The organism is Brevibacillus sp., assembly GCF_003521185.1.
GTDB classification, from domain to species: Bacteria; Bacillota; Bacilli; order Brevibacillales; family Brevibacillaceae; genus Brevibacillus; species Brevibacillus parabrevis.
Window position 1 is genome coordinate 22,356 of sequence record NZ_DOTK01000069.1, and the last position, 23,555, is coordinate 45,910.

At 50.0% G+C, this 23,555-nt stretch carries 22 protein-coding genes, 1 tRNA gene and 1 other annotated feature; of the genes, 6 read left to right on the forward strand and 17 right to left on the reverse strand.

Annotated features, from left to right (window positions below; genetic code table 11):
- The first annotated feature begins 6 nt into the window (after positions 1–6).
- The 3 genes from DEP07_RS21005 (at position 7) to DEP07_RS21015 (ending at position 2,991) form a co-directional block, all read left to right on the forward strand.
- The gene (locus DEP07_RS21005; protein WP_287102976.1) at positions 7–192 is read left to right on the forward strand and encodes a hypothetical protein; all 186 of its coding nucleotides are present in this window, start codon (positions 7–9) and stop codon (positions 190–192) included.
- A gap of 310 nt (positions 193–502) precedes the next feature.
- The gene (locus DEP07_RS21010) at positions 503–1,384 is read left to right on the forward strand and encodes an ABC transporter ATP-binding protein (protein WP_173599953.1); all 882 of its coding nucleotides are present in this window, start codon (positions 503–505) and stop codon (positions 1,382–1,384) included.
- A 224-nt stretch (positions 1,385–1,608) separates the two neighbouring features.
- Positions 1,609–2,991 (forward strand): ABC transporter permease, encoded by a 1,383-nt coding sequence (locus tag DEP07_RS21015; protein WP_287102977.1) that lies wholly within the window; start codon positions 1,609–1,611, stop codon positions 2,989–2,991.
- Positions 2,992–3,077: 86 nt separating this feature from the next.
- On the opposite strand, the gene DEP07_RS21020 is transcribed toward DEP07_RS21015, so the two are convergent.
- The 10 genes from DEP07_RS21020 to DEP07_RS21065 all read right to left on the reverse strand — a co-directional run bounded on the left by DEP07_RS21020 (position 3,078) and on the right by DEP07_RS21065 (position 11,359).
- Positions 3,078–3,154: transfer RNA gene (locus DEP07_RS21020), tRNA-Arg, on the reverse strand.
- Between the two features lie 287 nt (positions 3,155–3,441).
- Positions 3,442–4,440 (reverse strand): histidinol phosphate phosphatase domain-containing protein, encoded by a 999-nt coding sequence (locus DEP07_RS21025; RefSeq protein WP_122966074.1) that lies wholly within the window; start codon positions 4,438–4,440, stop codon positions 3,442–3,444.
- Positions 4,434–5,234, reverse strand: coding sequence for a DeoR/GlpR family DNA-binding transcription regulator (locus tag DEP07_RS21030; protein ID WP_173598250.1), 801 nt, complete (start codon positions 5,232–5,234; stop codon positions 4,434–4,436). The genes DEP07_RS21025 and DEP07_RS21030 overlap by 7 nt, the downstream gene beginning before the upstream one ends.
- Positions 5,218–6,240 carry an ABC transporter ATP-binding protein gene (locus DEP07_RS21035; protein WP_287102978.1) on the reverse strand — a complete coding sequence of 341 codons (1,023 nt, stop codon included), beginning with the start codon at positions 6,238–6,240 and terminating at the stop codon, positions 5,218–5,220. The genes DEP07_RS21030 and DEP07_RS21035 overlap by 17 nt, the downstream gene beginning before the upstream one ends.
- Positions 6,240–7,028 carry an ABC transporter permease gene (locus tag DEP07_RS21040; protein WP_063230261.1) on the reverse strand — a complete coding sequence of 263 codons (789 nt, stop codon included), beginning with the start codon at positions 7,026–7,028 and terminating at the stop codon, positions 6,240–6,242. Before DEP07_RS21040 ends, DEP07_RS21035 begins: the two co-directional genes overlap by 1 nt.
- A complete protein-coding gene (locus tag DEP07_RS21045; protein ID WP_173598248.1) occupies positions 7,025–7,870 on the reverse strand; it encodes an ABC transporter permease in 846 nt (281 codons plus the stop codon). The genes DEP07_RS21040 and DEP07_RS21045 overlap by 4 nt, the downstream gene beginning before the upstream one ends.
- Before the next feature lie 36 nt (positions 7,871–7,906).
- Positions 7,907–8,746, reverse strand: coding sequence for an alkaline phosphatase family protein (locus DEP07_RS21050; RefSeq protein ID WP_173598247.1), 840 nt, complete (start codon positions 8,744–8,746; stop codon positions 7,907–7,909).
- On the reverse strand, positions 8,736–9,833 hold the full coding sequence (locus tag DEP07_RS21055; protein ID WP_287102979.1) for an ABC transporter substrate-binding protein: 1,098 nt from the start codon (positions 9,831–9,833) through the stop codon (positions 8,736–8,738). The genes DEP07_RS21050 and DEP07_RS21055 overlap by 11 nt, the downstream gene beginning before the upstream one ends.
- Before the next feature lie 482 nt (positions 9,834–10,315).
- Positions 10,316–11,215 carry a hypothetical protein gene (locus tag DEP07_RS21060; RefSeq protein WP_287102980.1) on the reverse strand — a complete coding sequence of 300 codons (900 nt, stop codon included), beginning with the start codon at positions 11,213–11,215 and terminating at the stop codon, positions 10,316–10,318.
- Between the two features lie 18 nt (positions 11,216–11,233).
- Complete coding sequence (locus DEP07_RS21065; protein ID WP_255679195.1) at positions 11,234–11,359, reverse strand: hypothetical protein; 126 nt, start codon at positions 11,357–11,359, stop codon at positions 11,234–11,236.
- Between the two features lie 234 nt (positions 11,360–11,593).
- Here DEP07_RS21065 and DEP07_RS21070 point away from each other — a divergent pair, with 234 nt between their 5' ends.
- On the forward strand, positions 11,594–11,962 hold the full coding sequence (locus tag DEP07_RS21070) for a hypothetical protein (protein WP_287102981.1): 369 nt from the start codon (positions 11,594–11,596) through the stop codon (positions 11,960–11,962).
- A 79-nt stretch (positions 11,963–12,041) separates the two neighbouring features.
- Here DEP07_RS21070 and aceA read toward each other — a convergent pair whose 3' ends face one another.
- From aceA to DEP07_RS21100, 6 genes are all read right to left on the reverse strand, one after another.
- A complete protein-coding gene (aceA, locus tag DEP07_RS21075; RefSeq protein ID WP_173599959.1) occupies positions 12,042–13,331 on the reverse strand; it encodes an isocitrate lyase in 1,290 nt (429 codons plus the stop codon).
- 33 nt (positions 13,332–13,364) lie between these two features.
- On the reverse strand, positions 13,365–14,972 hold the full coding sequence (gene aceB, locus DEP07_RS21080; protein WP_281869113.1) for a malate synthase A: 1,608 nt from the start codon (positions 14,970–14,972) through the stop codon (positions 13,365–13,367).
- 490 nt (positions 14,973–15,462) lie between these two features.
- Positions 15,463–16,743, reverse strand: coding sequence for a serine--tRNA ligase (serS, locus tag DEP07_RS21085; protein WP_281869112.1), 1,281 nt, complete (start codon positions 16,741–16,743; stop codon positions 15,463–15,465).
- A 49-nt stretch (positions 16,744–16,792) separates the two neighbouring features.
- Positions 16,793–17,013, reverse strand: a binding site (T-box leader).
- A gap of 138 nt (positions 17,014–17,151) precedes the next feature.
- The gene (gene pdxT / locus DEP07_RS21090; RefSeq protein ID WP_122966892.1) at positions 17,152–17,727 is read right to left on the reverse strand and encodes a pyridoxal 5'-phosphate synthase glutaminase subunit PdxT; all 576 of its coding nucleotides are present in this window, start codon (positions 17,725–17,727) and stop codon (positions 17,152–17,154) included.
- A gap of 10 nt (positions 17,728–17,737) precedes the next feature.
- Positions 17,738–18,622, reverse strand: a complete 885-nt coding sequence (pdxS, locus tag DEP07_RS21095) for a pyridoxal 5'-phosphate synthase lyase subunit PdxS (protein WP_122966893.1) — start codon at positions 18,620–18,622, stop codon at positions 17,738–17,740.
- 109 nt (positions 18,623–18,731) lie between these two features.
- Positions 18,732–20,039, reverse strand: a complete 1,308-nt coding sequence (locus DEP07_RS21100) for a D-alanyl-D-alanine carboxypeptidase family protein (RefSeq protein ID WP_173598240.1) — start codon at positions 20,037–20,039, stop codon at positions 18,732–18,734.
- Positions 20,040–20,241: 202 nt separating this feature from the next.
- Between DEP07_RS21100 and DEP07_RS21105 the strand changes: the two genes are divergently transcribed.
- The gene (locus tag DEP07_RS21105; RefSeq protein WP_287102982.1) at positions 20,242–20,694 is read left to right on the forward strand and encodes a hypothetical protein; all 453 of its coding nucleotides are present in this window, start codon (positions 20,242–20,244) and stop codon (positions 20,692–20,694) included.
- Between the two features lie 89 nt (positions 20,695–20,783).
- Here the strand turns inward: DEP07_RS21105 and guaB are convergent, their stop codons facing one another.
- Positions 20,784–22,244, reverse strand: coding sequence for an IMP dehydrogenase (guaB, locus tag DEP07_RS21110; protein ID WP_173599961.1), 1,461 nt, complete (start codon positions 22,242–22,244; stop codon positions 20,784–20,786).
- A gap of 167 nt (positions 22,245–22,411) precedes the next feature.
- On the opposite strand from guaB, the gene DEP07_RS21115 reads away from it, so the two are divergent.
- Positions 22,412–23,461, forward strand: coding sequence for a YaaC family protein (locus tag DEP07_RS21115; protein ID WP_287102983.1), 1,050 nt, complete (start codon positions 22,412–22,414; stop codon positions 23,459–23,461).
- Positions 23,462–23,555 lie beyond the last annotated feature (94 nt).

Genomic DNA, 23,555 nt, shown 5'->3' on the forward strand with positions numbered 1-23,555 from the left:
TTTACTTTGCTCGATTTAGAGGTGCTTTTTGAGCTTTTTGTGCTTTTCGAGGACGAGCTTTTGCTGTTGCTCGATGATTTGACGCTTGAAGAGCCGGAATTTTTGCTGGAGGTGCTGCTGCCCGAGGAGCTGGAACCTCTGCTAGAAGAAGACGACCCTGCTGCCGCGTACCCGTCCGCGATGACTAATTGACCCACAAGTGCTCCCGCCAACATTACTATCATCTGTTTTCGCATGTAATGCCTGCCTTTCCAGACCAGAACTTGTCATTCATATTAGAACAAGAAGATATTACCATCCCCCTCCGACGTAATACTACATATTTTTACAAAACTTGCATAATTGTGTTTTCCTCTACCATGACAAACAAAAGCAACGCCCTTTCAGCTTTCAATTGCTTGCATAACAGCTTTGCTATATCATTAAAAACAACCCTGAATACTTTTTTTATCGATCAAATGTCTTTTGGAGTGGAGAGTATACAGAGAGAAGGGATCGGAGCTTGAAACTGGAATTGAATTGTGTCGGCAAGCAGTATTCCCAAGATTTTTGGGCACTTAAAGATTTCAGTTTGCAGTTGAAACCAGGCGTGCTCGGGCTGCTTGGTGAAAACGGTGCGGGGAAGTCCACTTTGATGCGCATCATCTCGACGATTACGAGTGCAACGACCGGCACGATTTTATGGAACGGCGTCGATATTTTTCAAAATCCTGATGCAATTCGTGAAAATCTCGGGTATTTACCGCAAGATTTCGGCGTGTATCCTCACCTCAATGCCGTGGAATTTCTCGAATACATGGCAGCGATCAAAGGGGTCCACAGGAAAGAAGCCAAGACTAGGATTGAGGAATTGCTGCACGTCGTTAACTTGTACGATGTGCGCAAACGGGCAATCGGGGGCTATTCGGGAGGAATGCGGCAGCGTATCGGAATTGCCCAGGCGCTGCTCAATGATCCGAAAATTTTAATCGTAGACGAGCCGACTGTCGGGCTTGATCCCGTAGAAAGGGTACGTTTCAGAAACTTGTTGTCGGACCTCTCGGGTGATCGCATCGTCATTTTCTCCACGCATATTGTGTCCGATGTGGAGGCTACTGCCGAATCCATAGCGATTTTGTCAAAAGGACACCTCCTGCATCATTCCTCGCCGGATGAGCTGCTGGAGACTGTGCAAGGAAAGGTATGGGAATGGAACGTTAGCTCGTCCGAAGTTCAGGAGCTGCGCAAAAAATGGATGATCAGCAGTACGGTTCGCTCTGGTGGCGGTGTTTTGCTCCGCATTGTCTCGGACGAGTCGCCGTCGAATGACGCCCAGTTAGTTTCGCCCGGTATGGAGGACGCCTATCTGCACTGCATTTCCAACCACGGGAAGGTGCGGCAATGAGCAGGATTCGCAAAGTTTATCATATCGCACGAGCTGACCTGTTGGAGCGCACCCGCGGCTATGGATTTTTGGTTACCTTGTTTCTTTCCATCATCGGCGCCTTTCTGTTCGTTCCCAACAGTCAGGCGACATACGCCGTGTTGTTAATAGACCAATATCGCGGTGTCCTTAATTCTGCCTGGATCGGAGCAGCCGTTTCCATTTCCGTCATGAGCTTTTTGACGATGTTTGGCTTCTTTTTGATAAAAAATACGATCGAGCGCGATCGGCAAACTAGAGTCGGGCAAATCATTTCAACGACAACGCTCCGCAAGCTTGACTATATGGCTGGCAAGTTTCTGAGCAACTTTGCGATACTGACGATCATTGTCATTTTGACGTTTACGATGGCCATCGTCATGCAGCTGCTGCGTCAGGAAGACCTGACTATCGACCTTGGCTCGTTTGTTTTGCCGATGGTCATTATCATTTTGCCTGGCATGTTTGCTTTATCCGCACTTGCCGTACTTTTCGAAACACTCCCCGTGCTTCGAACCGGCTTTGGGAACATCTTGTTTTTCTTCTGCATCTGGGCTCCTACTGTGCTGATCAGCATCCCCACCTTTGATATTTTCGGCCTCCCTGTCAGCAGCTTTACCGGAAGAGAAATTTTTAAAGACAGCATCAGTGAATCTTATAAGCACTTGTTTCCCCAAGCGCCAGGAGTTCTGTCAGACGGCGTGGTTTTAGTAGAGGAACCGCTACAAACATTCCTCTGGAGCGGCGTGAACTGGAGTTGGGATATTTTTATCAGCCGGATTTTTTGGATCATCATCGCCATTCCGTTGCTCCTGCTGGCTGCTGTGGCATTTCGTGGCTTCGATAAACCAATAAGAAAATCGGGCAAATGGCAGCTTGGCTTTTTCTCTCGCAAGGAAGTCAGCAGCGATACGGAAAATGACAAAAATAAATGGGTTGAATCGTCAAATCGTCGTGCGGCTGCTTTAAGCAAGGTAACGATGCGGTTTCATGCATGGGATATGTTGAAGGTAGAGTTAAAGCTCATGCTCAAAGGCCAACCGCTGTGGTGGTATGCCATTGCCTTTTTGTTCATTGTTCTTACGCTGTTTGCACCGCTTCCATTGGCAAAAGGAATCATCGCTCCCCTCGCTTGGCTTTGGCCCGTGTTGCTTTGGTCGAACATGGGGGTTAGAGAGATACGCTACAACACGAGGGATATCATTTTTTCCAGCCCAGCCCCTCTGCAAAGGCAAATCCCTGTTTCGTGGCTGGCGGGGTTGATCGTTGCTGTTTTGACAGGCAGCGGTCTTGCCGTGCGGTATATGGTGGAAGGCGATGCGAGCGGGTTGTTGGCCTGGGGGATTGGTGCGTTGTTTATTCCCTCGCTTGCTCTTGCAATGGGTGTCTGGACTCGCAGTAATAAGGCATTTGAGGCGTTTTATTTGCTGATTATGTTTACTGGTACGTTGAACAAGGAGATGTGGATGGATTTCATGGGCGTTGTTGACGGGACGATTGAGGCCGGGGTGCCTTATGTTTTTTTGATGGTGACGGTTGGGCTTCTTGTGTTGGTTGTTTGGGGGCGGGGAAGGCAGGTTAGGCGGTAGGTTTTACAGGAGTTGAAGTGAGCATTTAACCGGCATAGCATGTTCAATAAGAAAAAGCCTTGAGAAATCAAGGCTTTTCATCTGCATGGCGTCCCCGAGAGGATTCGAACCTCCGACCTACAGTTTAGGAAACCGTTGCTCTATCCTGCTGAGCTACGGGGACAAGTATGGACTGTTTCAAAAAGCGGCAAAGAGCCTTCTTCTGACGCCTCACCTACCTTCTTATTATATGCAGGTACACATCTTTTGGCAAATTCCATGCAAAAAAACCTTGGCTTTCCAAGGTTTTTTCGCATCCCGAAAATGATCCTGATCAAAACATGCCGCCAGTCATATCCAGACAATATATACGACCAGCGACCACCCCAAACCCAAAACACCAACCTATCCCATCTGTCCCATTCCAACTCCTACAAGCAACTCTCACCTGCAGCCTGCAATACCTGCCACTTACCTAATCGCCTTCATAATCCGTCGACGCCCAGAAAAAGTAGCAACCTCCGCCACCCCCAGCGAACGAATCGTATCCAAATTCGCTGCCACATACTTTCCAATATCGTCGGGAAAATGCGCATCGGACGAGAGCGTCAGCGGCACGTCATGCGCCACCAGAACGTCCAGAAAAGCCGGGCTGGGGCACATTTCCTGAACGGGATAGCGGTAATACAAGCCCGCATTGATTTCGGTCGCTGTATTCGTTTCTTTCAAAGCAGTCGCGATCCTGTTGTAATGGGGCACAAGCTCCGCTTCCACAGGCCGATAGGAGAACACTTTCAAATTGTCCAGATGGGCGACAAAATCAAACAGCTCACTCCTGATCATACATTCAACCGTGTGGAAAAAGTCCGCGTACAGCTGTTTCAGGTCATGCTGCTCAAACAACTGGCGAGTCTCGGGATTATCAAAGCCCCACCCGTGCAAAAAGTGGACAGAGCCGATCACATAATCCCACGAAGCGCCAGTCAGCAAGCTTTCCAACTCTTTTTCCCCGCCGATAAAATAATCCGCTTCGATCCCCAGCCGCAACTCCACGCCGCTTGCCGACCAATGCGGCTTTGCTGCCTCAATCGCCGCGCAAAAGTCGCTGAGGCTCTCCGTGCATACCTGATCAAGCCAAGTGCGCTGCAAGCGACCCAAATCGGTATCGCCCAGCTCCATGTACCGTTCAAAGTAAGGGCGCGCTTCGCGGAAACGGTATAAATGATCGACAATCCCTACTTCTTTCAAGCCTTTGTTCAGTGCCTCACGCAAATACAGATCGATCCAGGCCGGGTCGTATGCCCCGCGAGACAAGCGGTTATTTAATCGCGCCATGCTGTCCAGCAGCCAGGCGCGGGTATGTCGAGGTTGGGTTAATGGATGAAAGTGATCGAGGGCCGCATTGGTGCGGTCAAGCCAGCGCAGTGAATAGGGCCCTTCTTCCAGATGAAGATGATAGTCAATCAGCATGTGAAGTCTCTCCTTAGCGGATGTTCGCTTATCCAGGTAGTTTGAATGCCTGACGAAAGCCATTCATCCGGCATCGGCTGGTCACAAACGACCGCGCTGACATCCGGCCAGCCGCATATACGGGAAAATTGCGTTTGGCCGATTTTCGATGTGTCTGCCAAAACATAAACTTGCTCCGAGCGCTGTACCATCATGGTCGAACACAAAGTTTCTTCCATGTCGTAGTCGGTGAAGCCATCAGCGGTGATTCCTCCGCAGGAAATAAAAGCTTTGTCAAAATGAAAGCGCGAGAGCAGCTCGCAAGTAAACGCCCCGGCAACCGATTGTTGAGCCGGATGGGTCAGACCCCCCAGCATAATCACCTGGCCGTTGAATTGATTTGCTTCCAGCAACTCGTTCAACAAAGCGGCAGCAGGGAGCGAATTGGTGACGATCGTCAGTTGGTTGAGGCCCTTGATGGCACGTGCCAGCTCCAGTGTTGTCGTTCCGACATCGAGCGCGATCGTGTCTCCGTCAGACAAAAGCTCTGCCGCGATTTGGCCGATTTTCGTTTTTGCCGCCTGTTGGATCGCTTGTTTCTTTTCAAAATGCGGCTCTCGTTTTGGCAAATGATAAGGGATCGCTCCGCCGTACACCCGTTTTAGCATGCGTTGCTGTTCCAACTGGTCCAGATCGCGTCGAATGGTCTCTGGTGTTACTGCCAGGCTTTTTGCCAGATTCATCACCTGAATTTTACCGTGTCGGTTCAGTTCGTCCAGAATCACTTGCTGTCGTTCTTCAGGCAATAGTGTCATAGAGCGGAATCACATCCTTGGGACATAAATACAATGTTTTGGTTGTGCCTGTCTGCTCGGACTCGAAGGACATGTGCAGCGTGTCCACCAGTACAGAAACATCGCCAATGTTCAGTTCGTAACGGGTAACATTGCCGAGCATGGATACATGAGCAATCTTCCCGGTCAAGCGGATGTCTTCCGCAGTTACAGGCTGTTCACGAAATGTCTCGGGGCGGATGGCGAACCGCTCGGCTGCCTCCCGAATGGACAGATCGGGCGCGATTCGGTTCAGCTGCTCGGCGGTCAGCACGTTGTAATTTCCAATGAAGCGAGCGACAAATTCAGAGTGTGGCTGGGTGTAAATCTCATGAGGACTGCCGTGCTGCACGATACGGCCGCCGTTCATGATGTAGATGCGGTCACTGACAGCCATGGCCTCTTCTTGATCGTGCGTAACCAGCACAGTCGTCATGTTCAGCTCGCGTTGGATGGTGCGCAGCTGTTTTTGCAAGTTTTTGCGAATCTGGGCATCCAGGGCACTGAGCGGCTCATCGAGCAAAAGCACTTTTGGCCGGGTAACCAGCGAACGGGCGAGGGCTACACGCTGCTGCTGGCCGCCAGACAGTTCGCGCGGATAGTTTTGCTCTTTTCCCGCAAGCCCGACCAGCTCGATCATTTCCTGGACACGCAGCCGAATATCCGCTTTCGGGACTTTGTTCATTTCCAGGCCAAAGGCAATGTTTTGACTGACCGTAAGATTGGGAAAAAGCGCATACGATTGGAACACCATGCCGATCTCCCTGTCTTTTGGCGACACGTCAGTCACATCTTTGCCGTCAATGTAAATCTTGCCCGTGTCAGGGGCAGTCAGACCGCTGAGGATGCGCAACAGCGTACTTTTGCCGCACCCGCTAGGGCCAAGCAACGTAACCAGCTCGCCTTTTTCAATCGCAAGGTCGAGTTGCTTTAACACGTGCTGGCCGTGAAAAGTTTTGGACATGTGTTCGATTTGGACGTAGCTCATCAGGAGACCTCCTTGCGTGCGAAGCTTCGGCGTGTGAATCTGACAATCAGGCTGGTGATGATCGCCATCAGGACAAAATAAGTGACAGTAATCGCGCTGGCGACATGCCCGCTTGCCGATAGCTTGTTGTACAAATACAGTTGCAGAGTCTCGTATCTTCCTCCCACGAGAATGTTGATCAGGACAAATTCACCGAACAGGATGGAGAACGACAGGAGCGCCGATACGAAAATTCCAGACATAATATTCGGCACGATAATCCGGACGAACGCCTGCCAGCGACTCGCACCCAACAGCTCGGCCGCCTCCATCAATGAACGGGCGTGCAGGGCAAGCAGGCTGTTTCGCGTTCCTTGATAAAGATACGGAAGCAGACCGACCAGATACGCCCCGGCTGTAATAACGATCATCGGAATCCCGTTGCCTGAATAAGTACGAATCAAGCCGACCGCCATAATGACGCCAGGTACAGCGTAGGTCAGCATCACAAAAAGCTGAACCAGTTTCTCCATCCGGGGAGCGTATACAACAATGGAGAAAACGGCCGGGACGATAATCACGACAGCAACAACTGTCGTCAAAAAGCTCAGCACAAAAGAGCGCCCGAATGCCTGCAAAAATCGGGGATCGCCATACAGCTCCGCGAACCATTTTAGCGTGAGCCCTTCCGGCAAAACCGTGCTGTTCCACTCGGTTGCCAGCGAATAAAGTACGGTAGCCGCTACAGGCAAAAACAAATACAGCATGACCAACGCAAACGACAAGGATGGCAAACCAATTCGCTTCAAGACAAATCCCTCCGAATCTTCCGCGTCAGCCACTCGTTCACGACCAGGGCGGCGGCAAGCGTCAGGCCGAGCAGTACGGCGAGAGCGCTACCCAGCTCCGGTCTGGCAAAAATGTCGCCGGAGACAAGCGCGCCAATCCGAATCGGCACAAGGTTGTAGTTGCTGCCCGTGAGCGCGTAGGCCGAAGCATAGGCACCCATTGCGTTGGCAAACAAAATGCTGAATGTGCCGACGATGCCCGGAAACAGTACCGGGAAACCGATTCGCAGCCAAAAATGCCAGGGACTTGCCCCGAGCAGCTCGGCCGCTTCCATCCATTGCTTCTGAATGGCGTGATACAAGGGATACAAAAGCATCACTGCCAAAGGCAGTTGAAAATAAACATAAACAAGCGTCAAACCGCTCCACGAATACAGAGTAAAGGACTGGCCAAAATCAATCCCCAGCTGCTTCGCAAGCAATACAAACAGACCACTATTCCCCAACAGAACAATAAAGGCAAAAGCGAGCGGAATCCCCGCAAAGTTCGAGGTTAGATTGGTAATGACAAGCACTCGCTGTTGCAGAGACTGCGGGAAACGGGTAATCGCATAGGCAGCGAAAACAGCAGCGATGATTCCGATAAGAGACGACAGGAACGAGATGAGCACACTGTTTTCAAAAGCCTGCAAGTAATATGGATTGGAAAAAATCTCTTGATAGTGACTGATCGTAAAACCGCCGCCCCCCTCGGCCTGAAAGCTCCCCTCGATCATGGAAAGCAACGGGACGAGCAGAAACAGAGCGATCATCGCAAAGAACGGAATTGTCGTGACCAAAAGCATGCTGGCAAATCGTTTCATCGCAAAAGCTCCTTTCTGAGAGGAAAAGACGCCCCCTCAGGGAGACGTCTTACTACTCTGCCCGCATACGGTCAATGGCTGCATCGCTTCCGAAGGGGAGATGCCTAGCAACTGGCAGGCAAGCGGAGCCACCTGCAATTGCGGGATAACCTCCTCGCGAATGCCGGGAGATACTTGGTTGCTGATGACAAACAGAGGGACGTCCCGGTCAGCGCTGGAGGTGCCGCCGTGATTCCCATCCGCTGTCATCCCGTGATCGGCTGTCACGATGATTTGATAACCCGCATCCATCCACGCAGGAAGCACATTTGCCAGGATGGAATCTGCCGCCAGAACGCGGTTACGATATTGCGCAGAATCAGCCGTATACTTGTGACCGTCATCATCGATATTCATGGAGTGGACGTAGAGAAAATCCGGACGGTATCCATTCAGCAAAAAGTTGGCGTCAGCAAACAAGTGTGTATCCGGGTAATGATCTTCCCAGTAAAACATCCCGTTTTGGATCGGACTTTCCGTGTTCAGCTGGATTCGGTCGTGAAACGGACTGAACGGCGCTTTGTTGTACAGCTCGCTTACCCAGCCATAAGCGGCAGCCGCGTTGGACATCCCGTTTTTCCGCGTCAGGTGAAAAAGGCTCTCCTGGTGCGAAAGCCGCGCCGCCTGATTGCTGGAAATTCCGTTTTTCCACGCAGGGGTTCCCGTCAACAGAACTTCGTACAAAGGACGAGAGAGACTCGGCAATTCCGAGCGTACCTGAAAGCGGGCCGCGATGCCGTACTCGACCAGATGATGCATATACCCCATGTGCGAGACAGCTGTGTCGAATCTCAGTCCGTCCAGCACAATCATGGCCAGCTTGTTGTTAGCGGACATGGATCAACACCTGCTCTTGCCAAAGCTGCGGCAGTTTTTTGGCCGTCGCTTCCCACGCAGTCAGATCGCCCACAGGACGGGCATTTTTGTACATATCTTCCGGGAGCAGTTTCGCTTTGGCAGATTCATCGAGCTTGGCGTTCGCGCGGATAGGTCGAGCGTAGCCACGAGCCAAATTGGACTGGCCTGCGTCGGAGAGGATGTATTCACGAGCAAGCATGGCAGCGTGCGGATGCTTGGAGTATTTATTGATCAAAGTAGCGTACCCGCTGCTGACCGATGCTTCTTCCGGAATGAGGACATCAAAACGGTTTTTGTCGATTTTGTCCCGATACCCGAGTGCGTTGAAGTCCCACAAGATAGCGACTTCGACTTCGCCCTTCTCCAGGTTGGCCAGGCTAGGGTCGCTCGTGCTGAGTCGCTTGTTTTTGGCAAGTTCAGCGAAAAAGTCGACGCCTGGTTGGATATTTTTCTCGTCTCCCCCGTTGGCATAAGCAGCAGCCAGCACGGCAAACTGCGCTTGATTCGCCTTCATGACATCGCCGATCGCGATCTTGTAGTTTCCACTTTTCAAATCAGCCCAGGATTTCGGAGGATTTTGCACTTTTGTCTTGTCGGTGAGAAAAGCCAGCGTTCCGGTATAGCCTAGCACCCAATGCCCTTCGTCATCTTTTGCCCAGGCGGGAATGTCGTTCCAGTAAGAGGTTTTGTAAGGCAGCGTCAGCCCTTTTTGCTTGGCTAACGGTCCAAAAGCGATGCCCACATCGCCGATGTCTGCTGTGGCATTATCTTTTTCTGCTTCAAACTTGGCCAATTCTTCTGCGCTCGACATGTCGGTATCCATATGCTTCAAGCCGTATTCCTTCTGGAGATTGCCCCAAGTCTCCCCCCAGTTTGCCCACGTGTCCGGCATCCCTACAGAGTTGACTTCGCCCTCCTTCTTCGCTTTTTCTACGATTTGATCCAGGGTCAATTGCGACGCATCCAGAGCAGTGTCTGATTTCGTCTCGGCGGCGCATCCGGCAAGCAGAAAAAAGGATGTCATGACAACAACGGTTCGTTTCCAGCTCAACTGGTTCCCTCTCATCTTTAAGGCCCCTTTTCGTTTTTATTTGTGTTTGATCTTTTGGTTTTTTCGCTTTTAATCGTAAACAACCAAAATGAAACTGATATAAATGGGTTGTTAAGAAGCTATTAAGACTGTGTGAAAAAGCGAAGGGAACGCAAAAAGCGGCTCTCTGACTGCTAGAGAACCGCATAAAAACAAGAGTTGTAATTAGGTCGTACTCTTTCGCAAAACAGTCGCTGACTTTTTTCAGCTTGATCAGTGCCATGCGTTTTGCTTTGTGTTCTCGGCAACGCGCTACAATCCGTACCCACATTTTTGATGTCCATCAAATGTGTGCGTTTCTAGTAGGACAAACGCCGTTCCCATTTTGCCTTGCCAACCTATACTACTCGTATAACCATACTTTTGCCATGTGAGGTGAGACAACCATTGGCGAAAAGAAAGCTTTCCAAACGGTGCCGAATCAAACGAAGAAGACGATGTCGCAGGAAGTGCAAGTGTCATAAAAGAAGGGTTAAATGTTTGAAATCGCGATATCGCTGCAAAAGGCGACGGCGGCGTAAATGTCGTTCCAGGAGGCGGCGTTTCCGCTGTATCATTGCCAAATCCATCGACAAATCGGTCAGCTCCAGTGATGCCACTGTCAACTCTGATACGGACAGCGAAGCCACAGCAAATGAGACTTCAACCAGCAACAGCAACTCTACCAACAACTCCGATACCGACAGCGGCTCTACTGCTACCGAAACCTCCACCAGCAACAGCAACTCTACCAACAACTCCGACACCGACAGTGGCTCTACTGCCAACGAAACTTCAACCAGCAACAGCAACTCTACCAACAACTCCGACACCGACAGCGGCTCTACTGCCAACGAAACTTCGACCAGCAACAGCAACTCTACCAACAATTCCGACACCGACAGCGGCTCTACTGCCAACGAAACTTCAACCAGCAACAGCAACTCCGCCAACAACTCGGATACAGATGCGACCTCATCCTCCGGGCCAAGCACCTCCACTACGGGTGACAATTCGTCCACCAGCAACAGCGACGCTACCAACTCTTCCGATACCGATGCGACCTCGTCTGCCGGGCCAAGCACCTCCACTACGGGCGACAATTCGTCCACCAGCAACAGCGATGCCACCAACTCTTCCGATACCGATGCAACCTCTTCCGCCGGGCCAAGCACTTCCACTACGGGCGACAATTCATCTACAAGCACCAGTGACTCGGACAATACATCCGATACCGACGCCACAGCCACTACAGGCGACAACACAACGACCAATACCAGTTCGGCAGATAACTCTTCCACAAATGACAACAACAGCAACGCCAACAGTACCCTTGATTCTACCAGCTGCGCCCGCAATGATTCGGCGAACCTGAGCACTTCCAATAATACTTTTAATCACGACAGCGCTCTGACCAGCACAGCAAACGGGATCGCCAGCTCTGCCAACAACTCCGCCAATACGATATCGAACGGAAATTCCTTCACGGTAGGAAACAGCACTTTGATTAACTTCAGCGACAACACCGTTCTGCTCCTGTTATTGCTACAGTTAGTCAAATGCTTTTGCCCACCCAACCAGGGAGGCGGAAGCAGCGCTTCTCCTTGTGGTTGTATCGAAGGGGGCAGCTCATTCGAATCTTTGCTTCAGAAATTGCTGGAGAAAGAAACGCAAAATCGCGAAACCATCCTCAATCTTTTGCAGCAAAACAATCATTCCAACAATTGAAGCCGTATAAGGAAGGAGAGGGACAAAACATGGCATCGACGAACCATTCCTCCAACTACTCGACAACGCGCTTCGTTCTGTCGCGAAGAGGGACCGATTCCTCTTTGACCATCATGATTAACAACCGGGGCGCTAACGATCGCAGCCTTAACCTGAGGGTGGAAGACGCAGATACAAAAGAACCACTCATCGCATACACAAACGGCATTCCCATCGATCAGACAGTGCTCATTCCAGCGGGTAGCGTAGAAGCACTGCAAATCGACCTCAACGAAACAACTAGCCGGATCGCACTGGAAGTCTCCAATCCATCCTCTGGAGGGGGAATGTCCGTGCGGCAAAGCAGTTCGTCGCGTAGCGGCCAAGACAGCCAGCAAATCGAGCTTACCCTAAAATAAAATGGGGAGGCACACAAACCTATCGGCAAAAAATGAAGGACTAGGAGGCATGCCCCCTAGTCCGTTTTTGTTTCATTGATTACTGGTGCGCAAACTGCTCTTCTTCTGTCGAACCAGTCAGTGCTGTGGTCGAGGAAGTTCCGCCGGCAATCACTTGTGCAATCTCATCGAAATAGCCGGTACCAACTTCACGCTGATGACGAGTAGCTGTATAACCGTTCACCTCTGTGGCAAATTCAGCTTGCTGCAATTCGGAGTAAGCAGCCATTCCACGATCGCGGTAGCCGCGTGCCAGCTCGAACATGCCGTAGTTCAACGCATGGAAGCCCGCAAGCGTCACGAATTGGAACTTGTAGCCCATCTCGCCCAGCTCTTCCTGGAAGCGTGCAATCGATTCCTCGTCGAGTTTTTTCTTCCAGTTGAACGAAGGCGAGCAGTTGTAAGCGAGCAGCTTGCCTGGGTACTGGGCATGAATCGCTTCGGCAAATCGGCGTGCTTCGTCCAGATTTGGTTCGGACGTTTCGCACCAGATCAGATCGGCATAAGGTGCATAGGCGAGTCCACGGGCAATCGCTGCATCCAACCCGCCACGCAGACGGAAAAATCCTTCTGGCGTCCGTTCGCCTGTCAAAAACGGCTGGTCTTGCTGGTCAACGTCGCTCGTGATCAGGAATGCGCCGTTAGCGTCTGTACGAGCTACAATGATAGTCGGCACTCCCATGACATCTGCTGCCAAACGGGCCGAAATCAGATTGCGGACAGCAGCCTGCGTCGGGATCAAAACTTTTCCGCCCATATGTCCGCATTTTTTCTCGGAAGCCAGCTGATCTTCAAAATGCACACCTGCTGCCCCCGCTTCAATCATGCTTTTCATCAATTCAAACACGTTCAGCGGTCCACCAAAGCCCGCTTCGGCGTCAGCGACAATCGGAGCAAACCAATACGTATCTGTGCCGCCTTCGGACTGATCAATCTGGTCAGCACGCTGCAATGCCTGGTTAATTCTTTTCACAACATGAGGAACGCTATTCGCCGGGTAAAGGCTTTGGTCAGGATACATTTGTCCGGAAAGGTTCGCGTCAGCCGCTACTTGCCAGCCGCTCAGGTAAATGGCTTTCAAGCCGGCCTTTACCTGTTGAATCGCCTGATTCCCGGTCAATGCCCCCAGCGCCTTGATATGATGCTCTGTATTCAGCAAGTTCCACAGCCGCTCCGCTCCGAGACGAGCCAGTGTGTGCTCGATTTGAACCGAACCACGCAGCCGGAAAACGTCTTCCGCCGTGTACGTCCGGGTAATCCCTTGAAAACGCTCGCCCTGCCAGCTTTGCTCGATCTGTTGAATAGCTTCCTGTTTTGTTTGTTTGCTCATTTTCGTTTCCCCCACCCATTTTTATTGTTTTATTTAGAGATAGCGATAGCCCGGCACAGTCAGAAAATCTTCAAAATCGTCTTCCGTCACCAGCCGCAAGAAAAGCTCGCCCGCGACCTGGAATTTGCTGTTTTCATAACGCTCCTGGCCAATCGCTTGTTTCAACGCTTGCAATTCTTCGCTCAGCCACTGTTTCACCAAGCCTTCCGTGATCTTTCTGCCATCCTGAAGAACGCCATGTCGATGACGAATCCAGTGCCATACTTGTGCACGGGAGATTTCTGCCGTCGCCGCATCCTCCATCAGATTGTGGATCGGAACAGCCCCAAAGCCACGAAGCCATGCCTCGATATATTGCAACCCGACACTGATGTTGGTACGAACGCCTTCCTCTGTGATCGTGCCTTCGGGTACAGCCAGAAGGTCGCTTGCCTGCACCTGCACGTCCTCGCGCTTATACCAGATCTGGTTCGGTTCTCTCATCAAACGATTGAAAACCTCCATGGCAACTGGCACCAATGCCGGATGAGCTACCCATGTACCATCGTGCCCGTCGTATGCTTCCCGCTCTTTGTCGGCACGTACTTTGGCAATCGCTTCTTCATTTTTGACCGGGTCGTTTTTCACCGGAATTTGCGCTGCCATTCCGCCAATGCAAGGTGCCTGGCGTTTGTGGCAAGTCTTCACCGCCAAAGTGGTGTAGGCTTTCATGAACGGAACCGTCATCGTCACTTGTGCCCGGTCAGGCGTAATGACATCCGGGCTATTGCGCAGCTTTTTAATGTAGCTGAAAATGTAATCCCAACGCCCGCAGTTCAATCCCGCACTGTGCTCGCGCAGCTCATACAAAATTTCATCCATTTCAAAAGCAGCGAGAATCGTTTCGATCAGCACCGTCGCACGAATCGTCCCCCGCGGAATATTCAGTTCTTCCTGGGCGAAAACAAACACATCGTTCCAGAGGCGCGCTTCCAGATGGCTTTCCAGCTTCGGCAAGTAAAAATACGGGGCCGTCTTGTTCGCGATCAAAGCATCGACGTTGTGGTAAAAATAAAGCCCAAAGTCGAGCAGGCTGCCGGAAATCGGCTGTTGGTCAAGGAGTATGTGTTTTTCATCGAGGTGCCAGCCACGCGGCCGTACGATCAATACAGCCGTCTTCTCATTCAGGGTGTACTGTTTTCCTTCCGGGCTGGTGTATGATATGTTGCGGCGAACCGCGTCCTTCATGTTGATCTGTCCCTGGATCGAGTTTTCCCATGTAGGCGAATTGGCATCTTCAAAATCGGCCATGAACATGCGAGCGCCTGAGTTCAGCGCATTGATCACCATTTTGCGGTCGCCAGATGGCCCGGTGATCTCCACTCTTCGATCCAAAAGATCATGCGGCAGTGGAGCAACCGTCCAATCTCCGTTGCGAATCTCGGCTGTTTCCGGCAAAAAGTCAGGCAGTTGTCCCGCATCAATTTTCAGCTGACGTTCCTTGCGATCGGCAAGCAGTTGCTGCCGTCTGTCGCCAAACTTTTGTTCCAGCTTGATCACAAATTGAACCGCCTCTGGCGTGAGGATTTCCTGATAGCCGGAATGCATCTCGCCAGTGATCTGAATCTCCAGCGGATATGGATTAGTTGGAATCGTAGTCAAAACTGGTCACCATCCTTGATAACGTCCGAATTATTATGGTACAGATTCGTTTTCGAAAAGTTATTATAGTACAGTGGGTGCAAAAAAAATGATCTAATCCTGATATCCGCTGCCGCTGCAATGACTGCAACTCACATGCCCATCTCCCAAACAATGATGGCAAGCCGCTCCGTTGTCATCGTGACCAACGCCTCCACATCTTGGGCAATTTTGTTCGCCGTTTCCTTCACACCGATAGCAGTCCATTTTCTTTCCCTCCATATCTGTATTAAAACAATATTCTTTAAATTTGTTTTTATTATATAACAGACACTAATACAGCGCAACACAATTTTCAAAAAAATCACACTGTATTAGAACACATTTTATCAAAACATGCCCTTGTCCTTGATTTACAGCTCTTTTTGGCAAAAACAAAGCAGCCCCTGACCCGTCAGAATCAGAAGGCTGCTTTGCTTTTCCATATGCTTTTATGCGTTTCTTTGCTCGCTTATTTCGGGGAGATTTTTTCTACTCCACCCATATACGGACGCAAAACTTCCGGAATGGTGATGGAACCGTCTTGTTCCTGGTAGTTCTCCAAAATGGCTGCTACTGTACGGCCGATCGCAAGACCCGATCCGTTCAAAGTGTGCACAAATTCCGGCTTCGATTTTGTATCGCGGCGGAAACGGATATTGGCACGGCGAGCCTGGAAGTCCTCGAAGTTCGAGCACGACGAGATTTCCCGGTACGTATTGTAGCTTGGAATCCAAACTTCCAAGTCGAATTTCTTCGCCGCAGTAAATCCGAGATCTCCGGTACACATGCTCAGCACGCGGTATGGCAGTCCAAGCAGCTGCAACACCTTCTCCGCATTTTTCACCAGTTTATCCAGCTCATCGTAGGAATCTTCCGGTTTGACGAACTTCACCAGCTCGACTTTGTTGAATTGGTGCTGACGAATCAGACCGCGCGTGTCGCGCCCTGCCGAACCTGCTTCCGAACGGAAACAAGCACTGAACGCCGTATAGTATTTCGGCAAGTCTGCTCCATCCATGATTTCGTCGCGGTGCATGTTCGTCACTGGCACCTCTGCGGTAGGAATCAGGAAGTAATCCGGACCTTCCAGTTTAAAAGCATCTTCTTCAAACTTAGGCAATTGTCCGGTTCCGGTCATGCTCGCGCGGTTCACGATGAATGGCGGGATGACTTCTTCATATCCGTGTTCATTGGAATGGAGATCCATCATGAAGTTCATCAACGCCCGCTCCAGACGCGCTCCCAGTCCTTTGTAAAAGACAAAGCGGCTTCCGGTTACCTTCGCTGCCGTTTCAAAATCGAGAATCCCTGCCTTGCTGGCTACTTCCCAGTGTGGTTTCGCCTCAAAACCAAAGTTGCGAGGCTCGCCCCACGTCCAAGCCACCACGTTGTCATCTTCCGAAGTACCAATTGGTGTGCTTTCATGTGGCAGGTTAGGCAAGCTCAGCAAAATCAGTTCTTGCTGTTCATCCAGCCCACGCAGTTCCTCATCCAACGCTTTGATGCGCTCGTTTACTTCTTTCATTTCCGCGATCAAATGGTCGGCGTTCTCTTTGTTCCGTTTCATGACGGCTACTTGCTCAGATACCGTGTTGCGTTTATTTTTCAGAGCTTCCGCTTCCTGAATGACTTGACGGCGTTTTTCGTCCACTTCTGCAAACTGATCCAGAGCGGAAATATCTTCGTTGCGATGCGCCAAACGGCGTTTTACTTCTTCCAAATCCTGACGCAATACTTTTACGTCCAACATGTTCGAATCCCTCCGAATCGATAATAAAATGCAAAAAACACCCGTCCCCATAAGGGACGAGTGTTGTATACCCGCGTTGCCACCCTCGTTGATACACGCCAAGACTGCACATGTATCCACTCAATCCGTCGTAACGGGACGGTTCCGGACAAAGTTCATTCCTTTGCCACTCCGAGATGGATTCCCCCACAGACCGGATCGGTTTGCACCCACCACCGACTCTCTGCACCAGATTCTTCATGAGGTACTTGTTCTCATCATCGCATTCTCATTCATGCATACTTCTATTGTTAACTGTACTACAGGTTCTATACGTATGTAAAGGCTACTCCGCGATGATCTTCATACAAAAAAAGACCGGCATCTTGTTCATGCCGATCTTCTTTCGAGGATGTTTATTGGTGGGCTTTAGCTTCTGTACTCTTTGACCATTTCGAGGAAATATTTGTGCAGCCGTGCATCTTCGGTCAATTCCGGGTGAAAAGCAGCCGCCAGGTAGTGACCGTTTCGGGCAACGACGATCTTTTCATCGTACTTGGCAAGCACCTCAGCATTTTCTCCGACTTCTACGATGTAAGGAGCGCGGATAAACACTGCCGGGTAATCTGCACCGACACCAGCTACAGGCATTGTCACCTCGAAGCTTTCCTTTTGCCGACCAAACGCGTTCCGCTCCACCTTGATATCCATCAGCCCCAGATGGCATTCATCCTGCCCCTGAATCTGCTTAGCCAAGAGAATCGCTCCCGCGCAAGTGCCGAAGATTGGCTTTCCGGCGCTTCCGAACTCACGAAGCGCATCCATGAATCCGTACTTATGCATCAGCTTGCTGATCGTCGTGCTCTCTCCGCCTGGGAGAACCAATCCGTCGAGGTCTGCGAGTTCCTCTGCTTTTTTGACAGGAACGGCTGTCGCCCCTGCTTCCTCCAGCATGCGCAAGTGTTCTGCCACAGCCCCTTGCAGCGCGAGTACACCGATTTTCATTTGACTCACCTTACCAGCCGCGCTCTTGCATGCGATCAGCTTCGCGGATTTTGGAAATCTCGATTCCCGTCATCGCACTGCCCAAGCCTTTTGATACGCGTGCGATCAGCTCGTAATCTGTGTAGTGGGTAGTTGCCTCGACAATTGCCCGCGCGAATTTTTCCGGATTTTCCGATTTGAAAATACCTGAGCCGACGAATACGCCGTCAGAGCCCAATTGCATCATCAGTGCCGCATCTGCCGGGGTAGCTACGCCACCAGCCGCGAAGTTCACGACAGGCAGTTTGCCAGTTTGATGTACTTGTTCCAGCAGTTCGTATGGAGCACCGAGATTTTTCGCTTCTGCCATCAGCTCATCGTAAGACATCGCCTGCACTTTGCGGATTTGAGCCATCATCGTGCGCATATGGCGAACTGCCTCTACGATGTTCCCGGTCCCTGGCTCACCTTTTGTGCGGATCATGGAAGCTCCTTCTCCGATGCGGCGAAGCGCTTCGCCCAGATCACGCGCACCACATACGAACGGCACAGTGAAGTCTTTTTTGTTGATGTGGTACAAATCATCGGCTGGGGTCAAAACTTCACTTTCATCCAGGTAATCTACACCCATTGATTCCAGTACGCGGGCTTCGACAAAATGTCCGATACGAGCTTTTGCCATAACAGGGATAGAAACAGCGTTCAGAACTTCCTCCACAATGCCCAGATCAGCCATACGGGCTACTCCGCCAGCAGCACGGATATCAGAAGGTACGCGTTCCAGCGCCATAACAGCTACGGCGCCAGCAGCTTCAGCAATCTTTGCTTGCTCAGCATTTACGACGTCCATGATAACGCCGCCTTTTTGCATCTCAGCCATACCTTTTTTTACGCGGGACGTTCCTACTTGTACCATATGAAAATTCCCCCTACATCATGAAGTCAGAACCGTAACTGTTATGCTCTGTTATGGTTCCTTGTTACCGTCATTGTAAACGATAGATGAGGGGGAAAACAACTATTATTTAATTTCCTGTTCCACTACTGAACAAGTTGCTGAAAAATTGAATGATGCTGCGGAAGAACAAACGAATCCAGCTCGCCTCTTCCACCTCTTGGCTTGCCACTACATCCACGCCTGCTTTTGCCGCGTCTTCCGGCTGGAGGTAATCGGTGTCTTTTGCCCCTTCTTCTTTCAGTACGAGCTTACCGATTACTTGGCCTTGCTTGATTGGCGCGTTCAAGTCTTGGAAGGTAACTGTTGGGGTGAATTTTGCTTCCCCGCCAATTTTGGTCAGTACGTTTACTTCGCTGCCTGTTACTGCTGGTACTGTCAGTTCTACCCCGTTCTTTACAGGTGCAGTTTCAAAGCCTTTTACAGAAGCATTCTTGTCCAACTGCTTGGTTAATTTGAAATTGCTGAAACCGTAGTCGTAAAGCTTTTTGGTTTCTACGAAGCGCTTTGTTTTGCTGTCTGTTCCCATGACAACAGAAATCAAGCGCATGTTATCACGAACGGCCGTACCAGTAAAACAATTGCCTGCTGCTTGGGTATAACCAGTCTTTAATCCGTCTACACCTTGATAGTAATTCGGGAGATCAGGCAGCATCCAGTTGTTATTCGCCATTTTCAGCTCATTTTTAGAACCGGGACGGAACGTAAACCGTGGGATCTTGGATACTTCCAAAGCTTCTGGGAAATCACGAATCAGGTTTCTAGCGAGGATGGCCGAATCACGAGCAGACATCAGGTTTTCCACTTGATCTGTCTTAACGGAATATGGTCCCAACTCGTTGGCTGGCAAACCGCTAGATGTTACGAAAGACGTGTTTTTCATACCAAACTCTGCAGCCTTCTTGTTCATCATCTGCACGAAGTTTGCTTCACTGCCCGCAATCTTTTCAGCAAGCAGTACAGTTGCGTCATTAGCAGAAACGACAGCCATCGCATTGTACAGCTCTCTGACTGTGAAGGACTCACCTAGATTTAGGTATACGCCAGACGTATCGGAGATTCTTGCCACATAGAAGGCATACTCACTTACGGGCACCTTCTCATCCCAGCTGATTTTCTTCTCCTTGATTGCTTCTTGCACCAGGTATTCCGCCATCATCTTACTCATGCTGGCAGGTGGCAGTGAGGCATCTGGATTCATACTGTACAATATTTTTCCTGTTGATGCCTCTAATAGAATGGCAGATTTCGCTGCCAGTTGTAGATCGGCTGCAGGTGCTGCATCGGCCTTCGTCGCCGCTCCTCCCATTGCGGTTGCAAACACTGCGAGAGAAAGGATCAGACCTGTCAGTCGCTTTTTCCATGTTGTTCGCTTCATAGTTTCTTCTCACTCTCCAATTCTGTCATAAATTCATACGGTAATTGAGCACCAAGTGTAAGTTTAACATACCATTACGATCTCATTGAAGTCCAGATAGACTCATTAGTAGGTAATTGATTGGATATATAAAATATAATTGAAATTAAATTATATTACGGTATATATGGTAATATATTCAATATTTAAGGAGGCTTATCTCGTGAATAAGGTTTTATACACTTTTGCTTCACTCGCTCTTGGTTTGGTTGTTATGAATCCAGTTTCTGCTCATGCCGCAGTCGAAAAAAGGAACACCGATTCCCTAGTGGAACAGCAAACTAAAAAGGATATTAGTACCATGGGCATTGAACTTGACTGGAGGTCTTTCAGCGTAACACAGGGAGGTACATATATTGGCCGTGACACATTCCATCTCTTTGGAAAGGCTAACGCTGGATTAGATGCTTCAAATAGTAACTGCGATGTAACAGTTTACATCGAAAAATTAAGCGAGAATGGAAAAGTAGAGAAAACAATTAAATTAGGAAGATTAACTGCGCCAAAAGGCAATACTGATTATACCGACCCAGTATCTGTCGTCCCAGGGAACTATCGCCTCAAGATAGTAGGAAATATTGCCTCTGACGGAGAAATCGCTATTTATAGAAGATAGCTGTACGTTAACTGCGACCAGTTTTTAAATTTTTGCCTACAAATTAAATAACCCCCCTTTCTTTCTAGAAGGGGGGATTTTCTTATAAACTAAGAAATCGAGTAGTTCGGTGACTCCTTGGTAATTTGCACGTCATGTGGATGGCTTTCACGCAAGCCGGCTCCCGTGATCCGGACAAACTGGGAGTTCTGGATCAAGTCCTCGATCGTCTTCGCTCCGCAGTAACCCATCCCTGCACGCAAACCGCCAATCAGTTGGTAGGTCACATCTGCCAACGGCCCTTTGTAAGGAACGCGGCCCTCGATTCCTTCTGGAACAAGCTTTTGTTCGTTCTCCTGGAAGTAACGGTCTTTACTTCCTGCTTTCATAGCGCCAATCGAGCCCATGCCGCGGTATACCTTGAAACGGCGGCCTTGGAAAATCTCAAATTCGCCTGGACTTTCTTCCGTTCCGGCAAACAGACTGCCGATCATGATCGCAGAAGCGCCAGCACCGATCGCTTTTGGCAAATCGCCGGAGTATTTAATACCGCCGTCGGCAATAATTGGAATATTGTACTCGCGAGCTACCTGGGCACAATCGTGAATCGCGGTAATTTGCGGTACACCGATACCTGCTACGACGCGAGTAGTACAAATGGAACCCGGACCGATACCGACTTTTACAACAGATGCGCCAGCTTCGATCAGATCGCGGGTAGCTTGTCCTGTCGCAACATTTCCCGCTACGATCGTCAAGTTTGGATACTCTTTGCGAATGGCTTTTACGGTTTCGATTACACCTTTGGAGTGTCCATGTGCTGTATCGACCACCAGGACATCCACACCTGCCTGTACAAGCGCCGCTGCACGCTCGAACGTATCAGCAGATACACCGACCGCCGCGCCACACAGCAAGCGTCCCTGTGGGTCCTTGGCTGCCTGCGGATATTGAATCGCCTTCTCGATATCTTTAATGGTGATAAGTCCGCGCAAAATATTGTTCTCATCAACCAGTGGCAGCTTTTCAATCTTGTGCTTTTGAAGAATCGCTTCTGCTTGCTGGAGCGTTGTTCCTACAGAAGCAGTCACGAGATTGTCTTTTGTCATCACTTCTTTGATTGGTGTCGAGTAGTCATGAACAAAGCGCAGATCACGGTTGGTCAAAATCCCGATAAGATGCTTTTCTTCATCGACAATCGGCACGCCGGAAATGCGGTATTTGCCCATCAGAGCGTCCGCTTCTGCTACTGTATGATCCTGGCTCAAAGAAAACGGGTTGGTAATGACGCCACTTTCCGAGCGCTTTACGCGATCTACCTCGCTCGCCTGCTGCTCAATCGTCATGTTTTTATGGATGATGCCAATGCCGCCTTGGCGGGCCATCGCGATCGCGAGTGCTGATTCTGTTACCGTGTCCATCCCGGCACTGATCAAAGGAATGTTCAGACTAACTGTCTCGCTGAGCTTTACCCGAAGATCGACATCTCTTGGCAAAACCTCGGATTTTGCTGGGATAAGCAGCACGTCATCAAATGTTAGTCCTTCTTTGACAAATTTATCTTCCCGCACAGTAGAAAGCCCCTCTCGGCAAATATTTTAAGACAGTGTAACAAACGGCATAATTTACTGTCAAGGAATGTGTAAAACGTTCGGGTATAGAGTGTATTAGACAGATAAATCAAAAAAATAACGAGTGCAGATAATCAGATCACGAAAGTTAATGAAAGGTGGTTGCAATGAACCCTGAATGGAACCTGTTCCGCTATTTTGAAACAGAACCAACAGCCCGAAAATATTTGACTGCCTGCTACGACGGTATGGGCTTCGAGCATGCTGAGCGTCTGGCCTTTCACCAAAGCTCCCGCTTCCTCTTTTTGTGGAAACAAGCCAGGCAATATTATACGACTGCTGCAAAAGCAGACCTGTCCATCCAGCCGTTGCTGCTCTTTTATGGATGCTCCCATCTGTTAAAGGGAATGCTTTTGACTCGCGACCCATCGTATCCGCAAAACAGCCGAGTGCTCCAGCACGGTGTCACTACGCGAAAGCTGAAAAGAAACACGTACCTGCTACTGGAAGATGAGCTTCGCCCACAAAAGGAAGGGTTTTTCGCTTTGCTGGCGCAACTGTTTCATCTTTCCCCTATGCAGGATCGCTATTCGGTGCACGACTTGTTTTCTTCCATGCCCGTGGTCAGTGATGCTTACTCGACACTGTCCGAACAGCCAAAACACTGGCTGCAACTGGAATGGCATGAATGTGAGCCACCTTCTAAACAAGCTTCCAACCAATCTTCTAACAGGCAGCAGTGGCTCCATGTGGCTTTTCCCGAAATCACAGACGGCTCTTTGGCATACTCTCCTCAGACTTTTATCCAATACATAAACAGGGTCTCACCTGGCGATCTCCAACTGGAACTCCGCTGGCAAGACGGGAACTCCAAGCAGCTGCTCCTTCCTCGATCCAGCTTCCTGCAACTGGACCGACACCCTTTATTCCGTTTGCATAAACACCGTCTTTTCTTCTGGAATAGCTCTCCGGATTCTTTGCCTCTTCCTGACTGGGCCAGCCATTACCTGCTTCTGTATTTGTTGAGCATGCTTTGCAGATATGAAACAGAGTGGTGGGGAGAGCTTGTCTTGTCACACGGTCTGGCAGAACGTTTTCTCATTGAGTTTTTTCTGGAACATCATCAGTCGGCTTATCCCACATTTATTATGAAACAGATTAGGCAAAATAACTCTTCATTCTGGCAAGGCAGTGCGTTTGATAACGATGACGAGTAACCTGTTTTCTCATACAAAAAAAGCTGCATTCTCCATTACTCGCAAAAGTAATCGGGAATACAGCTTTTCTTCTTGTTCCTTCAAAACTGAATAC